The following is a 17,632-nucleotide window of genomic DNA, read 5'->3' as shown; positions in this document are numbered from 1 at the left end:
ACAACCCATTACCCATTCATTCCAGTTATTGAGGACAGCCCCCATGCTGATGGTGATTTCTCCAGCCAAGACTCTGGATTACGAAAGCCCGCTGGCGACTGAACAGTTCAGCCAGCCGGATTTTCTGGACGACGCCTGCGAACTGGTGGATCAACTCAAAGCCCTGGAACCGCATCAGATCAGCAATCTGATGCACATCAGCGACAAACTTGGGCAACTGAACGCCGAACGCTTCCAGCACTGGAGCCTGCCGTTCACACCGGCTAACGCTCGCCAGGCCATTCTTGCGTTCAAAGGTGATGTTTACACCGGCCTGGCTGCGGAGACGTTCAGCGAAGCCGATTTCGAGTTTGCCCAGACGCACCTGCGGATGCTGTCCGGGCTTTACGGCATCCTCAAACCTCTCGACCTGATGCAACCTTACCGGCTCGAAATGGGCACCCGGTTTGAGAATCGCCGCGGCAAGGATCTGTATACGTTCTGGGGAAACCAGCTTACCGAGGAACTGAACCGTCTGCTGGACACGGATGATGGTGTACTGGTCAATCTGGCCTCTAACGAATACTTCCGGAGCGTTCGCAAGAAAGCCCTGAATGGCCGCCTGGTCACGCCCCAGTTCAAGGACTGGAAAAACGGTCAGTACAAGATGATCAGCTTTTACGCCAAGAAAGCCCGTGGCCTGATGTGCCGCTACGCAATCGAAAACCGTATCACCGAGGCTGACGATCTCAAGGGCTTCGATCTGGAAGGCTACCGCTTTTCCACCGAGCAGTCGGATGCCGACAACTGGGTCTTCCTGCGTCGCGAAGACTGATCTGCCCGGTACAGGTTTTACCACTATTTGATGACTTTCAGGAGTTGCTATGAGTGAGGCCGTATTTTCCCAACTGGCAATGTCAGTGCTGTTGACGGCACTGATTGGCTGGATGGGCTTCATCGTCTGGGATCTCGCAAAGAAATCCCAGGCCGGGAAGTTCGGTACCATTGCCCTGTTTACCGTTCTTGGTGCCGGGGTTCTGGGCTTTATCGTCAAAACCGTATTGGTTGAGATCATGCAGATCTGATTCTTTACCCAGACAACCGGCTGGCCTTATCATGCCGCCCCTTTTTCCCGTCGATAGCTTCTTTGTTATGTCGATAGCTTCGGGACGATCTTACTCAAGAGGACCTGATCACCATGTGGTTTCGCAACGTGCGAGTTTTCCGTTTCACCAAGCCGTTTGATATCACTGCCGAAGCGCTGGAAGAAAAGCTGATGGAAGATGTCTTCAAGCCCTGCGGCCCCCAGGAAACCAGCCGCCAGGGCTGGGTTCCGCCATTGGGCAAGCGTGGTGAACAACTGGTTCACAGTGCTGGCGGGTACCACCTGATCACTCTGCGCAAGGAAGAGAAGATTCTTCCGGGTCCGGTGGTCAAGGAATTGGTGGAAGAGAAAGTTGAGCTGATTGAGGCTGAGCAGGGCCGCAAGGTCCGTCGAAAGGAAAAAGACGAGATCAAGGAATTGGTCATGCTGGAGATGTTGCCCAAAGCCTTCTCCAAAAACCGTCGCAGCTATGCCTATCTGGCGCCCCAGGACGGCATGCTGATCGTTGATGCCGGTTCGGCCAAACAGGCCGAAGACCTGGCGTCCAGCCTTCGCAAGAGCCTCGGTTCCCTGCCGGTGCGGCCTCCGGCGGTAGAACAGGCTCCAGCGTTCACCCTGACCGGCTGGCTCACTGAGACCATCGACCTGCCCTCGTCACTGGTACTGGGTGATGAGTGTGAGCTGAAAGACCCGTCGGAAGACGGCGGCGTGGTTCGCTGCAAGGGCCTGGACCTGCAGGGTGACGAAATCCGCAGCCACCTGGATGCAGGCATGCAGGCAACCCGGGTTGCCCTGACGTGGGAAGACAGCCTGTCGTTCATTCTCGATGAAGAACTGGGGATTCGCCGGCTGAAATTTGGCGACACGTTGCAGGAAAAGCTCGATGATGTTGAAGCCGATGACGCCGTCGCCCGCTTTGATGCCGCCTTCTCGCTGATGACTCTGGAGTTGTCACGACTGATTCCGGGCCTGCTCGACGCCCTCGGCGGAGAAGACCGTTCAGCCATCATAGAAGCCGACTGACGGTCTCCGTACGCTCGCTCAGTGGGGCGCCGGTCGCAGGCGCTCCCGCTGCCAGTCTTTCTCCGGTTCATTCAGCACGAGCCGCAGGTCCATAACCTCTTCATCCCGGTTATACACCACCTCAAACCCCAACTGTTCGGCCAGGGTCAGCATGGGCCGGTTATCCGGCAATACATTGCCCACCATTTCCATGGTCCCACGGGAACGGCAGTAGTCGATCATCTTCTGCATCAAGGCGACCCCCAGACCTTCACCTTTCATCTTGTCGTGGACCATCACCGCAAACTCGCAGCGCAGGTTATCCGCATCGGTCCACACCCGCACAGTGCCAAGAGTTTCTTCCCCCTCACCGCTTTCCTTGGGCGCGTTGGCGATAAACACCATTTCCCGGTCGTAGTCGATCTGGACCATCTGGGCCACATCCTCGCGGGAAAAGTGCTTACGGTACTGGAAGAAGCGATAGCGGATTGACTCCGGGGACTGCAGCTGATGGAACACTCGGTGGGCAGGCTCATCTTCTGCCAGCACCGGTCGAATAATCACCCGACGTCCGGATTTCGGCAGGACAATCCACTCCTCAAGCTCCCGCGGATAGGGCTGAATGATCGGACGCCCCGGCTCATCAGACAGGTCAATGGCCACATCCACAGCCACGGCACCGCGATTGTTGAACAGCAACGGTGAGATCTCCAGGCCCTTGATCTCGGGAATATCGATCACGATCTGCGACAGGGTCACCAGGGTTTCCGAGACCGCACGGATATCCTCCTCCGGGTGGAAACTGTATTCCTGCAGCAGCTTGTACATGTAGGTTCGCCGCAGAAGTTCCCGCGCCAGCACCATGTTCAATGGTGGTAATGCGATCTGGCGATCCGAGATCACGTTGATCTGGGCACCGGACGCGCCACAAACCACCAGTGGTCCGAAGTTCGCATCACGGGTGATCCCCACGCTGAACTCCACCCCGCCGACGTGCTGATAGGAATGCTGGACGGCAAAGCCGAGAAAACCACTGTCCGGGAAGTTCTTCTGGTATTCCTCCATCAGCTGCCGACAGGCATCGAGAATCGCCGATTCATTGCTCAACCCCTGGATGGTCGACTTGTAGCGCCCTCGCCCGGTACTTTGCTCCATAAACGGGTGACACGACTGCTCATGGATCAGCGTGACATCCACCGGACGCCGCTCCACCGAGAAGGTTTCAATCACCTCCTCAACATCGTCACAGTACATGGTGTCGATGGTGCTAACCCCATAATCACGCAATACGTTGCGGGCTTCCCGGCTGGACAGCATTGTGCGTTTGTCACGCAGCGCCCGGAGCACCATCTTGCGGCTCAGGGTGTGATCGGCGAAATGGTCGGTGAAGGATTCCGGGGTTTCCGCCAGCAGGCGCTGGACCCGCTGGTGGTTGACATGCTGCATGAACGCCTTGACGGCTTTCTCTGGCGCAAAGAACGATGGAATGCCTGCGCGGTAGAATTCTTCCCGGGCATCAAGCACGGTGCTCTGTCCCAGCCAGCAGGTAAGCACGTTGAGCCGGGTGCCCTTGACCGCCCCGACCACGGCATCGGCAACCTGCAGGCTGTCTTCGGTCAGGCTCGGGGCGTACAACACCAGAATGTTCGCAACCTCGGGAGCGCGGGACAGGATCTTGATGGCCTTGGCATAGAGCTCTGGTGAAGCGTCGTAGTTAAGATCGATCGGATTGCTGCGCGTCCAGAAATCCGGCAGCAACTCCGCCAGCTCATCGATGGTTTTCTGGGACAGCTTGGCCAGCTGGCCTCCGGAGTGAGCCAGACGGTCCACCGCCAGCACCCCCGGACCAACACCATTGGCCATAACCACCAGGGATTCCTGTCGTAATGGCCGCATCCGGGTCAGGGTCTCAAGAGCATCAAACATCTGCCCCAGCCCGTCCACCCTCAAGACCCCCGCGCGCTGAAGTACCGCATCAAAAATCGGATCAGTGTGGTACAGCCCGGCAGGCAGATCATAGGGGAACCATTCCGATTCCGGCACCCGGCCGCTTTTGACAGCAATAACCGGCTTGGTGCGGGAGGCCGCCCGCACCGCCGACATGAACCGCCTCGCGTTGGGGATATTCTCGATGTGCAGCAGAATTGCCCGGGTCTTGCTGTCCTGGGCGAGATAGTCGATCAGATCATCATGGTCGATGTCCATGCCATCGCCCAAGGTCAGAAAGTAAGAAAAACCAACACCACGGGCAAAGGCCCAGTCGATGATCGAACTGGCCACGGTACCCGATTGGCCAATAAAGGCGACCTTGCCCGGCAGCGCCCCCATATGGGCATAGGTGGCATTAAGACTGCGCGCCGGCACCATCAGGCCGATCGTGTTCGGTCCCAGGATCCGTATGCCCGATTCCCGGGCCGCATCCCGCACCGAGTACATCAACGGCTGACCGGTCTTGCTGTGGGCCCGAGACATACCACCGGTCATCACAATGGCAGTGCGCACGCCCTGCTCTCCCAGACGCCGGACCATCCGCGGAACCGTGTCCGGAGGGGTACAGACAATCGCCAAATCCGGTACAAACTCCATGCGGGACACCTTTTTGACGCAAGGTACCCCATGAACATCGTTGTAATCGTTCTGATTCACGACCAGCAGACGACCGGGAAATTCACCGCTCATCAGATTGCGAAGCACCATCCCGCCAAGGCTGTCCGCACGCTCAGAGGCCCCGACAACAACAATGGACGATGGATTAAACAGGCTTTCCAGGTAACGGGTACCCAAGGTCAGAACTCCCTTCGGATCAGGTTGTTGCGTCGAGTTTTACCTTATCTTAGGCACTGATGACTTGATGTGAAACGGAAAACCATCAAATATCGTGATAAAGCAGGAAGAGCCTACAAGTACGACCAAAGAAACGGGGCGACACACCGGCTTCCCTGTTAACATGAAGACAAATAAGAGACTTTGGCCAACGGCACACTTGACTTCAATATGACAACAGCGTTCTTCAGCCACGACGATTGTGCCAAGCACAATATGGGGCCAGAGCACCCCGAATCGCCAGACCGCCTGGCGGCGATCATCAGTTACCTTGCAGACACCGAGCTGGCGCAGACGCTCGACTGGATAAAACCCGTGGAGATCACCCGGGACCAGTTGCTTTCAACACACCCGGAAAAGTATCTGCATCAGCTGGAGCTGATGCAGCCGACCAGGGGACGAGTGTTTACCGACCCGGATACCGCGATGATGCCGGATACCCTCCGTGCAGCCAGACTCGCGGCGGGGGCCAATATTGAAGCGGTGGACATGGTACTCAGCAGCCAGGTGACCAACGCCTTTATCTGTGCCCGCCCCCCCGGCCACCACGCTGAACGCTCCAAATCCATGGGCTTCTGTTTCTACAACAATGTCGCCCTGGCCGCTATGCGGGCACTGAACTTTCATCGCCTTGAACGGGTCGCCATTGTTGATTTCGACGTCCATCAGGGCAATGGAACCGTCGACATTGTCGGTGGCGACGAACGAATCCTGATGTGCTCCAGCTTTCAGCACCCCTTCTATCCCCACTCCCACGTTTACCAGCAGGCCGACAACATCATCAACACACCTATCGAAGCCGGGGCCTCGGCGGCGGACTACCGCAAGAAAGTCGAAGGGGAATGGTTACATCGGTTACAGGACTTCCGGCCCCAGCTGGTGCTGGTCTCGGCGGGGTTTGATGGCCACCGGCTGGATCCGATGGCGGGACTGAATCTGGAAGCGGAAGACTACCGCTGGCTAACAGACATGCTGACCAGCGTGGCCCATGACCACGCCAATGACCGTCTGGTATCCACATTGGAAGGCGGCTATCACCTCAAGGCCCTGGCGGAAAGCGTCAGCGCCCACCTGGAAGGCCTGACCGCCATCCGCTAGGCTACCCTCGGCCTAGCCGTTGCTGGTCGAGACACCATAACCGTTAGCCTGCTGCATGCTGGGGCGCTCGCCCTGGCGTTGCAGGCGGATGGTCGCACGGCGGTTATCGGCGGCACGGCTTGATGCCGGAAAGCGATCACCATGAGCACGGACCGTGATCATGTCTTCGGCGATCCCCTGGGCCATCAGATACTGCGCCACGACCTCCGCCCTCTCCTCAGACAACGCCCGGTTCGTGATGCGGCTGCCATAACGGTCACTGTGACCATCGACGAATATCCGCTCCACTGTAGAGTCGGCAAGCACATAAACCGCGATGTTATCCAGCAACTTGCGATCAGCGTCGGACAGATCGGCACTGGCAACACCAAAGGGAATACGTGAACGCTTGATCTGATCGTAATTGACCGGCAACAGGCCACCGACACATTGGAGATAAGCCGCGTAGGGACTGGCGAAGTTGACGTTGGAAACCTGGACCCTGACCGGATCATTACCGTACCACGCCGCCCGGGTTACGGTCGGTGCCATGCCGGCCAACAACCCCTGCACCAGCACCATACTTTCCCGCGCCCCCAGGGACACCGGACGCACACCATCGGCCACCATCACCTCGCCGACATTGCGTGGTGCCACACCAGGGCGCCAGGCGGGCGCCTCCACAACCACTCGCCCGCGGCCCGGTTGCATGAGCGGCACGTCAGACTCTAGGTAAAAGGTCAGCGATTCACCGGCACGGTGATTGAACACCGCCTGGCCATAACCCGGCACTTCATGGGTCAGGGAGCAGCCAAACACCGATTCAGCCAGATACCACTGACTGTTCTCGATGCCTGCACCATAGGTAGCCGACACTGCTGGCCCTGCCGCCAGCGTTGTGGCCAGAGCAAAAATATAGGGTGTTGCTTTCGTTTTGAACATGGAACCTTGTCCAATGAAAACCGGTAACAGAACGTTTAACGGCCGAATCCTCCGGTTCTTTAGCGGGAATCCGCCAACAAACGAAAATGGCTTCTGGTATACTTTCGCCGTTCGCGCAACACCACTACCAGGAAGATTTCGATGACCGAAACCTTGACCATTACCCGCCCCGATGACTGGCATCTCCACGTTCGTGACGGTGACATACTTAAGGACGTTGTTCCGGCCAGTGCCCGCTGTTTTGGCCGGGCGATCATCATGCCCAACCTGGTGCCACCTGTGGTGAATGCAGAACAGGCCATGGGCTATCGGGAACGCATCATTGCCGCCCGCCCCCAGGGCAGCGAATTTACCCCGCTGGTCACGCTCTACCTGACTGAAAGCACCAGCGCCCAGGACATTCTGGACGCCCGTGCGGCCGGTGTTGTTGCCGCCAAGCTGTATCCCGCCGGTGCGACCACCAACTCGGCGTCCGGGGTAACCGACATTCGCAAAATTGATGCTGTTCTGGCGGCTATGGCAGACTGCGGTATGCTGCTGCTGGTGCACGGTGAAGTGACCGATGGCGACATTGATATTTTTGATCGCGAGAAAGTTTTCCTGGAGCGGGTGCTGGCACCGACCCTGGAACGGTTCCCTTCCCTGAAGGTTGTGCTTGAACACATTACCACCGCGGATTCCGCGGAGTTTGTACAGAGCCACGCCGGAGACAATCTGGCGGCAACCCTGACGCCGCAGCACCTGATGTACAACCGCAATCACATGCTGGTCGGCGGTATTCGTCCACATCTTTACTGCTTGCCGATTCTCAAGCGAAACCGGCATCAGCAGGCTTTGCAGGACGCCATCGTCAGCGGCAACACCCGTTTCTTCCTGGGTACCGACTCAGCGCCCCATGCCCGAGACCGTAAAGAGACCGCCTGCGGGTGTGCCGGTTGCTATTCGGCCTACGGCGCCATTGAGTTGTATGCAGACATTTTTGAAGACCTGGGAATCCTCGATAAGCTGGAAGCCTTTGCCAGCTTCAACGGTGCCGATTTCTACGGTCTTCCCCGTAACCAGGACACCATCACCCTGGTCAGAAAAGACTGGACCATGCCGGCATCTCTCCCCCTGGCTGGAGGAGAGATCGTCCCGCTGAAGGCCGGCGAGCAGCTGCGCTGGTCCCTGGCAGATTCTGGTCAGTAACCGCAAGTGCTGGCCACGTACCTAATCATTCCGAATTCACAGGAGCCCGTGTGACTGACGATCAACAAGCGCCTCACCTCATGTCGACCCGATTCCGCGGCTATCTGCCCGTGGTGGTGGATGTGGAAACCGGCGGTTTCAATGCCCGCACCGACGCCCTGCTGGAAGTGGCTGCGGTTCTGCTGACCATGGATGACGACGGCACCCTGCGACGCGAGGCAACCTATGTTCAGCACATTGACCCATTTGAAGGCGCCAATCTGGAACAGTCGGCCCTCGACTTTACCGGCATTGACCCTTGGAGCCCTGACCGCGAAGCGGTACCAGAGCGAGAAGGGTTAAGTGAGATTTTCAATCCGATCCGCAAATCGGTGAAAGCCCACGACTGCAAACGGGCCATACTGGTCGGCCACAACGCCACCTTTGACCACAACTTCCTGTTCGCCGCGTCCATGCGTGCCGACATCAAGCGGAACCCGTTTCATCCGTTCTCGACGTTCGACACAGCCACCCTCGCAGGCCTGGCCTATGGCCATACGGTACTCGCCCAAGCCTGCAAGCTCGCCGGCATTCCGTTCAGCAACAAAGAAGCCCATTCCGCGGCCTACGACGCCGAAAAAACCGCGGACCTGTTCTGCGGCATCGTTAATCGCTGGCGGGATCTGGGCGGCTACCCGCCGCCACTGGTGGACGACGGTTCCGACCAGTAAGCGGCAGATTTTGCACGCAATAAAAAACCCCGCCGAAGCGGGGTTTTTTATTGCTGCCCGGTATTACCAGTAGATACCACGCATGACCGCGGCAAACGCGACCTGCTCCGTCGATACCTTCGGCTTCTCCGCCGATTTGCTGCCAGCGGCAGCGGCAGAGTCCGGGAACATCCGGTAACCGGTATTCATCACGATTTCGCCCATTTTTGGCGCCAGCGCATGCAGCACCTGGGCAAAGATACCCAGTCGAGTCGCAATCCGCTTGGGACGATAGACAATCGCATCCGCCACCATCTGTGCGGCCTCATCCGGAGTGAGCGTTGGCACAGAATCGTAGATCTTGGTCGGTGCAATCATCGGGGTTTTCACCAGCGGCATGTTGATGGTGGTGAATGTGACGTTGCGGTCTGACCATTCCGCGGCGGCACAGCGACTGAACGCATCCAGCGCCGATTTGGACGCCACATAGGCAGAGAAACGCGGAGCGTTGGTCAACACACCGATGGAGGAGATGTTCACCACGTGACCACGGTTGCTCTCAAGCATTGACGGCGCAAAGCCCATGATCAGGCGAATGGAACCAAAGTAGTTCAGCTGCATGGTGCGCTCGAAGTCGTGGAAACGATCGAAGGACAACGCCAGTGAGCGGCGGATCGAGCGACCGGCGTTATTCACCAGCACGTCGACCTTGCCATGGTTGTCGAGCACCGTCTTGACGAAACGGTCACAGTCTTCCATATCCGCGAAGTCGCACTGGTAAGCGTGGACGTTGCCACCCTTGGCTTCCAGGCTGGCCGCCACCTCATCCAGGGTTTCCCGGGTACGGGCGCCAATGACCAGGATGGCACCGGCTTCCGCCAGCTTTTCCGCTACCGCCAGACCGATACCGGATGTGGCACCAGTAACCACACACACTCGCCCTTCAACGGTGCCCTTGAGGGTACGGTCCTTGAACAGGTCCGGATCAAGGTTACGCTCCCAGAAATCCCAGATCACCGAGGCATAATCTTCCAGTCTCGGCAGCTCAATACCGCTGCCCTTCAACACTCGCTCAGTTTCGCGGGCGTCAAAGCGGGTCGGGTAATTGAGGAAAGACATGACGGAAGGCGGAATGCCCAGGTCATCCAGCACAGCACTGGTCAGACGCTTGACCGGCGGCAGGTTTTTCAGGCTCTGTCGAATGAACGGCGGAATAAAGCCAAACATGCGTGAATCGATACGCATGGCCATGCGCGGTGCATGACCTGCGTCGGAGAAGATATTGAGAACTTCACCCACCTTATGGGCTTCCGGGTCGACCAGATGGAAGCAGCGACCATCTTCACCGGCCGCGTGGGCGATGTGATCCATGGCATTGACCACATAATCCACGGGCACGATGTTGAGCCGGCCACCCTCGATACCGATAGTGGGCACCCACTGCGGCAGCGCATGGCGAATCTTCTGGATCATCTTGAAGAAGTAGTAAGGACCGTCAACCTTGTCCATTTCACCGGTTTCTGAGTGACCGATGACCATACCCGGACGGTAGATGCGGAAAGGTACCGCGCAGCTTTCGCGAACTACTTTCTCGGATTCATGCTTGGTCTGCAGGTATGGATGATCGAGCTTCTCCGCCTCCTCGAACATATCCTCACGGAACGTACCGCGGAACAGGCCTGCGGCAGCAATTGACGATACATGATGGAAGCAGCCCGCTTCGAGGTTCTTGGCGGCAGTCAGGGCATTACGGGTACCCTCAATGTTCGCCACCTGCTGGGTGTCTTCATCCGCACCCATGTCATAGATTGCGGCAAGATGGAAGAAATGATCAATGTTGCCCTTAAGCTCGTTGAGCTGTGACTCCTGAATGCCGAGACCGGGGCTGGCCAGGTCACCGGTAACCGCGCGAACCCGATCTGCATCGGCGCCCCAACGCTCACGCAAACGATCCAGTTTGTCGACCGACTGTTCCCTGACCAAAACGTAAACCGTGCCGCCTCTGGCCAGCAGCTTCTCCACCAGGAAACGCCCGATAAAACCAGTACCACCCGTCAAAAAGTAATTCATTGATAATCCATCCTGACTAATGCTCTGTTATTTTTTTAGCGATGCCGCAAGTTATGCATCAACCTGAAAAGTGCGCTTGGCTGATCTTCCAAACGGTTCGCATTGTACTTAAGTGCAGCTGACAAGTATCGAACTTTATTAGAGCATTTGCTCTCTATGTCATTGATTTAATTAGAGCAATAACTCTAAGAAGCCCGCTTCAGACAGCCTGATCCCGGTGCCCTGAGGCAGAGCACACCCCTTGAGACTAGCACAAACGTCTCACAGATCTATTCCCCTAATTCCGTTCGATGCAGACATGAAACCAGCCCCCAGCAATGACATAATCGTTTCAGGACGAACGCCGTTTCATTACAGGCGCATTATTTATCACCCTTGCCCGGAACTTTTCATGCCCAAATCAGATCCTAATGCCCAACGTTACATCGCCATTGCCCGTGCCTGCCTCAAGGCCATCAATGATGCCGCCTCGGATCAGGCCGGCCGCGAGGAGAAAATACAGGCGGTCTATCAGGCTATCGACAACGCCTTCCAGGCCGAGTTTTCTGAATACCGCCAGTCAGTCGCGGTCATGGCCTCGGTACTGGAGCGCATTGCCTCTGGGCAACTGGAGTCTGGCGCCGCGGCCGAGCTCGCTCGCAAGACCCTCGACCAGCAACCGGAAAGCACCCGTAACTCAATCATTCACTGAGTATCCAGCCACCCGTAACCGGAACACAACATGCGCGTGACCCGAGAAACAATGCCTGTACGCCGTTCTACTGCTCTGCAATTATTGACTCTGCTGTGCCTTCTGGTACTGAGCAGTTTCGTCCAGGGAGCTGACGCACCGGTCCAGAGTCCCAACGATCGCAACGACTACCGCCTTGTCACACTCGACAACGAACTGCGCGTATTGCTGGTTTCTGCCCCCGGGTCAGAAAAGGCCGCCGCGTCGCTGAACGTGCGAGTCGGTAGTGGCGATGACCCGGCCGAGCGCGAAGGTCTGGCGCATTTTCTCGAGCACATGCTGTTTCTGGGCACCGAAAAGTACCCGGAACCCGGTGAATACCAACAGTTCATCAAAAGCCATGGCGGCGAGCACAACGCCTTTACTGCGTTCCAGGACACCAACTACTTCTTCGATATTCAGGCTGACCAGCTTGAAGATGCCCTCGACCGCTTCGCCCAGCAGTTTTCCGCCCCCCTGTTTACGGCAGAACTGGTGGAGCGGGAGCGCCGGGCGGTGCATTCTGAGTACACCGCGAAGATCCAGGAGGATGGTCGCCGTTTCTACTCTGCCCGTAAGCAGGCACTGAACCCGGCCCATGCCAGTTCCCAGTACGCGGTGGGCAACCTCACGACCCTTGAAGACACCGAAGAACGGCCGCTGCGCCCGGACCTCGTGCGATTCTGGCAACAACACTATTCAGCCAATCTCATGACTCTGGTGGTCTACGGCCCGCAGAGCCTGGATCAACTCGAAGCGATGATACGCCCGCGTTTCAGCGCCATTGAGAACCACGCACTGCCCCCCCGAGATCACACAGCGCCGCTGTTTGCAGCGGGCCAGCTACCGGCACGGCTGGACGTGGAAGCCCTGCGCGACATCCGCAACCTCACCCTCAGTTTCCCAATCCCGTCGCAACGCGATCTCTACCGCACCAAGCCCGCCAGTTACGTGGCGAACCTCCTGGGCCATGAAGGCCCCGGCAGCCTGCTTGACGTGTTAAAGAACCACGGTTGGGTAGAGAGCCTGTCCGCAGGGGCCGGGACCGATACCGGCGTGGAAGCGACCCTGGAGATCGGGATGGACCTGACGCCCCAGGGCATGGCCCACCAGAATGAAATTATTGGTCTGACCTTTACCTACATAGACAAGGTGCGGGAGGAAGGCATCAGCGAGGATCGCTTCAAGGAAATGCAGCAACTGGCTGACATCGGATTCCGCTTCAAGGAACGTCAGGACCCGATCAACGAAGTCACTCGCCTGTCCATGGAACTGGCGGAAGTGGCCCCCCGTGATGTACTCCAGGCACCGTGGATGATGGCGGACTACGACCCCGACGGCTACCGGAACGTACTGGAGCAACTGAGCCCGGACAATGTTCTGATCTCCGTGCTGGCACAGACGCCTCTCGCCGAAGATGCGCCACGGACACCATGGTACGACACCGCCTACACACTTACCGCACTGGACAGCGAACAACTGGCGGCGCTGAGCGTTCCCGAGACGCTGAGCCAGCAACTGGCGATGCCCGAGCCCAACCCGTTTGTCCCCGAAGATCTCAGTCTGGTCTCCGGGGAAACCATGAAGCAGCCGGAACCGCTGGCGACAAATACAAACCTCGCTCTGTGGTATGCCCGGGATACCCGCTTCGACACCCCGAAAGCCAATATCTATCTGAGCCTGCGCTCACCGATTGCGCGCTCCTCAGCCCGTAACACCGTGCTGACCACGCTCTATGTTGACGCCATCAATGACGGCCTGAATGCCTGGGCTTATCCGGCCCGGCTGGCAGGCCTGAATTACAGCGTTTACCCTCATTTGCGCGGTGTGACCATCCGCGTCGGCGGCTACAGCGATAAACTCCACAGCCTGTTGTCACGAATTCTGATCCAGCTCGCCCATCCGGAGCTGTCTGAACAGCGCTTCAACATAGCCCGCCGCAACCTGCTGGATGACCTGCGTAACAAAGCCCAGGCCCGCCCCGTGGAGCAAACCAGCGAATACGTACAGACGACCCTGCTGGAAGGTGCCTGGTCAGTGGAAGATCGCCTGGCCGCGGCCGAACGCCTGAGTTTTGACGACCTGAAAGAATTTGCTGGCCATTTCATCAACCAGCTCGACCCGGTGATGCTGGCCCACGGCAATCTGACAAAAGCCTCGGCGCTCAACATCACCCATCAGGCCGAAGCACTGTTGCTGCAGGACAGTGAGGCCGTGACCGTTCCCCGCAGCGGCGTGCGCAGGTTGCCCGATGGCGAAACTGACGTCAGCCTGGAGGTCCAGCACCCGGATACCGGCTACACCCTCTATCTTCAGGGCGACAACAACGGCTACCCGGAACGCGCCAGTTTCCGTCTCCTCGGGCAGATTATCAGCGGCCCCTTCTACGAAGAGATCCGCACCCAGCGGCAACTGGGCTACATCGTGTACGCCACATCCTTTGAGATGCTGGATACGCCCGCACTGGGTCTGGTGGTGCAATCACCAGAAGCCGAACCTGAGGCCATAGACCAGGCAGTACGGGAATTCACAGCAGATTTTATAGCTCGATTGGATAACATGGATGAGGCAATGCTCGACCGGGAAAAGCAGGCCGTAATCAGTACCCTGCTCGACCAGGACCGTAAGCTCAGCGATGCCTCTAACCGTTTCTGGCAGGAAATAGACAGGGACAATGCCCAGTTTGACACCCGCGAACAGCTGGCGGAAGCGATCACCAAGATCAGCCATGAACAGTTGATGGCCACCTACCGCAACGCCCTTGAAAAGCGCCAGCGTGCCCTGCGAGCAACAACCTCACGTCAGCCTCAGGACAATGCGGCGCTGACCTCAACTCTGACGGAGCGACAGGCGGTGCCGAACAGCTAATCGGCCGGGGGAGATCAACCGTCAGGGAAGCCCGGCGACTCACGCAGAAATCGCTGCCAGTCACCGGGCTCATCCACATCCCAGCGCGGTTCCAGCAGTGCGACGGTCAGGTGCTTACCCGCAAGTCGTTCGAGGGTCTGGGTCAATACCCGTTCACTTCCCCATGTGATGTCCGCCAGCATACCCGGCACCGTCTTGCGGGCACCAATAAGCACGTAGCCGCCATCGTCCGATGGGCCCAGCACCACGTCGTACTCCCCAAGGGCCGCCAGCGCCGCCTCAACGTAGCCGGCATCCACCGAGGGGCAATCACTCCCGACAATGATCGCCCTGCGATAGTCTGCCAGCCCTGCACTCAGAGCGCGGAACATGCGTTCCCCGAGATCTGCTCCAGACTGCGCCTTCTGTTCGGCCCCAACCGAGCGCAAGAGATCCAGCAGTGGCTGGGCGGAAGCCGGCGCAGGCGCCAGCGCCCGGTCCCACCAGAACTGCACCGGTAGCCCGCTACGCGCCAGGTTCGTTAGCACCTGGCGACTCAGGCGGACATGAGCCTCCATCGCACCCTGCGGCCCCAGAGCGGGAATCAGCCGGGTCTTGACCCGACCCGTCTCCGGCCATTTGGCAAACTGGATAAGGACTGCAGAATGAGAGCAGGTATGGTCAGTTGCGGACATCAGAACGGTACACCTTAGCCAGGGAATCCGGGGAGGCTCCCCGCCAATAGCGCCAGCGCAGGCGCCACATCAGCCAGATGGTACGCCAGGCGCCGTGCTGTTCCCAGCGACGGCTGTCGGTAACTGCCGGATCATGGATGCAATACGGGCGGGAGACCAGACGCAGGCGACGAGAGAACTCCACGTCTTCCATCAGGGTGATCGGGGCAAAGCCTTTGAGTGCTTCAAATACAGGCCTGCGTACAAAAATCCCCTGATCGCCGGTCGCTATGCCGGTCACCCGGGAGCGCCAGTTCATCAACCAGGCAATCAGCCGGAACAACGGGCGCTGCCCGCTGAGGCGGACGTCGAAACGCCCCCAGGCCCGATTGCCATGCCAGAACCGGGTCAGCTGAGCCAAGGCCGTTGACGGCACACGGGTATCCGCATGCAGGAACAGCAGCACATCACCGCGGGCCACAACCGCCCCGGCATTCATCTGCACCGCCCGACCGGGCGCGGACTCCAGCAACCGGTCACACAAGGGTCTGGCCAGGGTGACAGTATCGTCGTCACTGCCTCCGTCCACCACAATCAGCTCATGCCCCTGCTCACGCATTGGCTGCAACGCTGCCAGTGTCGCTTCAATTGTCGCAGCTTCCCGCCACACGGGCATAATCACACTGAGTCTGAACGAATCCGACAAACTGGCCTCCAGCCACGAGTATTCGAGAGCGCCTTGAGCGATGGCGCCGGGCCCGCTATTATACCGGCCTTCAACGCGCAATGCCCCCGTAGCTCATCTGGATAGAGCGTCCCCCTCCTAAGGGGAAGGTAACAGGTTCGAGTCCTGTCGGGGGTACCAGTTGCCCTTCCGCATCAATCCAGATCAATCCTCAACTAGCTGTTTTTAAAATATTTTATTGAAAATCAGCATCCTTATCGATCTACAATATTCCGCCCCAATCTACACTTTCTGGGGGTATATCTGGGGTGCAAACTGAAATGCACCCCGCTATAGTAGATTTTGCACCCCAAAAAAGAGCTCAAGCCCCGCCATGTCCAGGCCCATAAACCTCCTGACCGACAAAAAGGTCCAATCCGCCAAGTTCGAAAAATTCGGCAAGCGAACCAAGCTCACCGATGGAGCCGGGCTTTACCTGGACATCCAGCCGTCCGGGAAGTATTGGAGGATGAAGTACCGGTTTGGCGGCAAGGAGAAAACACTAGCACTCGGCGTTTACCCCGATGTATCACTGAAACTGGCTCGGGAGCGTCGGACCAAAGCACGGGAGCAGATTGCTGACGGCATTGACCCCAATGAGATCAAAAGGGAACAGAAAGCTGCCAAAAAGGAGCAAACGGATACATTCAAAGCCGTTGCGGAGGACTGGCTCAAACTCAAGAAAGGAGAACTTGCCGACAGCACACTGGAAGTCGCGAAGAGAAGGCTTGAAACCTGGGCTTTCCCTAAATTGGGTCACTTGCCGATCAAAGAGATCAAACCGTCAACGGTCATGGAAGCCCTGAGGCCCATAGAGGAACAGGGCAAACACGAGACAGCTCATCGAATCCGGCAACGCATCGGCGAGATCTTTCGTTTTGCAGTAGCGGCAGATCGTGCAGAGATAGACCCCACAGCCACACTGAGAGGCCAACTCAAAACCACCCCAACTCGACATAGGTCTGCAATTACCAACCCGGATGAGTTAGGCAAGCTACTGAAGGCAATTGATGCCTACGGAGGCCATGCGTCCACCATAGCCGCCTTAAAACTGGCACCGATGCTGTTCCTTCGGCCGGGAGAACTGCGAAACGCGGAATGGGACGAGATTGATCTGGACAAAGCTACCTGGGTCATTCCAGGAAAGCGGATGAAAGGTACTCAGAAAGCCAAGAGAGCGGGTCAGGTGCCAGACCACATCGTGCCCCTTTCGACACAGGCCGTCGAGATACTGAAAGAGCTCAAGGTCGTCACTGGACATCAGAGCCTAGTATTCGAATCTGTCAAACGGAAACGGCCACTGTCAGAAAACACTATTAACGTCGCATTAAAATCCATGGGATACGACGGGGCCACAATGGTTGGCCACGGATTCCGTGCAACAGCATCCACCCTACTCCACGAAAAGAACTGGCAGCCAGAGGTAATTGAGCTTCAACTGGCTCACAAGGGTTCTACCCCGTTACTGCGGACACTTCTGAAAAGAGGCACAATGTGCCAAAGGAGTGTTCATGTCCAGACGCAGAAAATATAGCCCAGAGTTCAAACGCGAAGCCATTGCTTTGACCCGCCAACCCGGTGTGAGTTGTCGACAAATAGCTTTGGAGATCGGCATCAATCCCAACCTACTGACCCGTTGGCGCAGAGAAGCGGATGAGGAGACGGACAAGGCCTTCAAAGGCTCTGGCTCTCCCAGAGACGAGGAGGTTGCCCGTCTCAAGCGAGAACTGGCCCGTGTGAAGAAGGAGCGTGATTTTTTGCGCGAAGCGGCAGTGTTCTTCGCAAAGGAGTCGTCCTGAGGTA

At 57.8% G+C, this 17,632-nt stretch carries 14 protein-coding genes, 1 tRNA gene and 1 pseudogene; 11 read left to right on the top strand and 5 right to left on the bottom strand.

Features of this window, described 5'->3' with window-relative positions:
• The first annotated feature begins 43 nt into the window (after window positions 1–43).
• From yaaA to rdgC, 3 genes are all read left to right on the top strand, one after another.
• Window positions 44–814: a peroxide stress protein YaaA gene (yaaA, locus tag BLV11_RS17490; protein WP_091817559.1), complete on the top strand. Its 771-nt coding sequence runs from the start codon at window positions 44–46 to the stop codon at window positions 812–814.
• A gap of 49 nt (window positions 815–863) precedes the next feature.
• Window positions 864–1,064 carry a DUF2788 domain-containing protein gene (locus tag BLV11_RS17485; protein ID WP_091817556.1) on the top strand — a complete coding sequence of 67 codons (201 nt, stop codon included), beginning with the start codon at window positions 864–866 and terminating at the stop codon, window positions 1,062–1,064.
• A 113-nt stretch (window positions 1,065–1,177) separates the two neighbouring features.
• The gene (gene rdgC / locus BLV11_RS17480) at window positions 1,178–2,107 is read left to right on the top strand and encodes a recombination-associated protein RdgC (RefSeq protein ID WP_091817552.1); all 930 of its coding nucleotides are present in this window, start codon (window positions 1,178–1,180) and stop codon (window positions 2,105–2,107) included.
• An 18-nt stretch (window positions 2,108–2,125) separates the two neighbouring features.
• Here the strand turns inward: rdgC and BLV11_RS17475 are convergent, their stop codons facing one another.
• Window positions 2,126–4,870 carry a bifunctional acetate--CoA ligase family protein/GNAT family N-acetyltransferase gene (locus tag BLV11_RS17475; RefSeq protein WP_091817549.1) on the bottom strand — a complete coding sequence of 915 codons (2,745 nt, stop codon included), beginning with the start codon at window positions 4,868–4,870 and terminating at the stop codon, window positions 2,126–2,128.
• 210 nt (window positions 4,871–5,080) lie between these two features.
• On the opposite strand from BLV11_RS17475, the gene BLV11_RS17470 reads away from it, so the two are divergent.
• On the top strand, window positions 5,081–6,007 hold the full coding sequence (locus BLV11_RS17470; RefSeq protein WP_091817646.1) for a histone deacetylase family protein: 927 nt from the start codon (window positions 5,081–5,083) through the stop codon (window positions 6,005–6,007).
• A gap of 12 nt (window positions 6,008–6,019) precedes the next feature.
• On the opposite strand, the gene BLV11_RS17465 is transcribed toward BLV11_RS17470, so the two are convergent.
• Window positions 6,020–6,928, bottom strand: a complete 909-nt coding sequence (locus BLV11_RS17465; RefSeq protein WP_091817544.1) for a flagellar protein MotY — start codon at window positions 6,926–6,928, stop codon at window positions 6,020–6,022.
• A gap of 141 nt (window positions 6,929–7,069) precedes the next feature.
• Between BLV11_RS17465 and pyrC the strand changes: the two genes are divergently transcribed.
• Together pyrC and rnt are read left to right on the top strand one after the other, a co-directional pair.
• Window positions 7,070–8,116 (top strand): dihydroorotase, encoded by a 1,047-nt coding sequence (gene pyrC, locus BLV11_RS17460; protein WP_091817541.1) that lies wholly within the window; start codon window positions 7,070–7,072, stop codon window positions 8,114–8,116.
• Window positions 8,117–8,196: 80 nt separating this feature from the next.
• Window positions 8,197–8,826, top strand: coding sequence for a ribonuclease T (gene rnt, locus BLV11_RS17455; RefSeq protein WP_375177644.1), 630 nt, complete (start codon window positions 8,197–8,199; stop codon window positions 8,824–8,826).
• A gap of 63 nt (window positions 8,827–8,889) precedes the next feature.
• Here the strand turns inward: rnt and BLV11_RS17450 are convergent, their stop codons facing one another.
• Window positions 8,890–10,875: an SDR family oxidoreductase gene (locus BLV11_RS17450; RefSeq protein WP_091817534.1), complete on the bottom strand. Its 1,986-nt coding sequence runs from the start codon at window positions 10,873–10,875 to the stop codon at window positions 8,890–8,892.
• A 391-nt stretch (window positions 10,876–11,266) separates the two neighbouring features.
• Between BLV11_RS17450 and BLV11_RS17445 the strand changes: the two genes are divergently transcribed.
• Window positions 11,267–11,566, top strand: coding sequence for a hypothetical protein (locus BLV11_RS17445; RefSeq protein WP_091817531.1), 300 nt, complete (start codon window positions 11,267–11,269; stop codon window positions 11,564–11,566).
• Window positions 11,567–11,596: 30 nt separating this feature from the next.
• Window positions 11,597–14,452: an insulinase family protein gene (locus tag BLV11_RS17440; RefSeq protein WP_091817528.1), complete on the top strand. Its 2,856-nt coding sequence runs from the start codon at window positions 11,597–11,599 to the stop codon at window positions 14,450–14,452.
• Between the two features lie 14 nt (window positions 14,453–14,466).
• Here the strand turns inward: BLV11_RS17440 and BLV11_RS17435 are convergent, their stop codons facing one another.
• Window positions 14,467–15,126 (bottom strand): TIGR04282 family arsenosugar biosynthesis glycosyltransferase, encoded by a 660-nt coding sequence (locus BLV11_RS17435; RefSeq protein ID WP_091817524.1) that lies wholly within the window; start codon window positions 15,124–15,126, stop codon window positions 14,467–14,469.
• Entirely contained in the window at window positions 15,113–15,811 is a 699-nt protein-coding gene (locus BLV11_RS17430; protein WP_245726067.1) for a TIGR04283 family arsenosugar biosynthesis glycosyltransferase, read from the bottom strand. Before BLV11_RS17430 ends, BLV11_RS17435 begins: the two co-directional genes overlap by 14 nt.
• An 82-nt stretch (window positions 15,812–15,893) precedes the next feature.
• On the opposite strand from BLV11_RS17430, the gene BLV11_RS17425 reads away from it, so the two are divergent.
• From BLV11_RS17425 to BLV11_RS17415, 3 genes and pseudogenes are all read left to right on the top strand, one after another.
• Window positions 15,894–15,970: transfer RNA gene (locus BLV11_RS17425), tRNA-Arg, on the top strand.
• A 193-nt stretch (window positions 15,971–16,163) separates the two neighbouring features.
• Entirely contained in the window at window positions 16,164–17,363 is a 1,200-nt protein-coding gene (locus tag BLV11_RS17420; RefSeq protein ID WP_245726066.1) for a tyrosine-type recombinase/integrase, read from the top strand.
• Window positions 17,341–17,632 (top strand): annotated as a pseudogene (locus tag BLV11_RS17415) (transposase); the annotation flags it as partial. The gene BLV11_RS17420 and the pseudogene BLV11_RS17415, both read left to right, overlap by 23 nt.

The sequence above is a fragment of the Marinobacter mobilis genome, from assembly GCF_900106945.1.
GTDB lineage: Bacteria > Pseudomonadota > Gammaproteobacteria > Pseudomonadales > Oleiphilaceae > Marinobacter > Marinobacter mobilis.
Note: the sequence above shows the minus strand (reverse complement) of the source record. Positions and strands in the feature narration are given on the sequence as shown.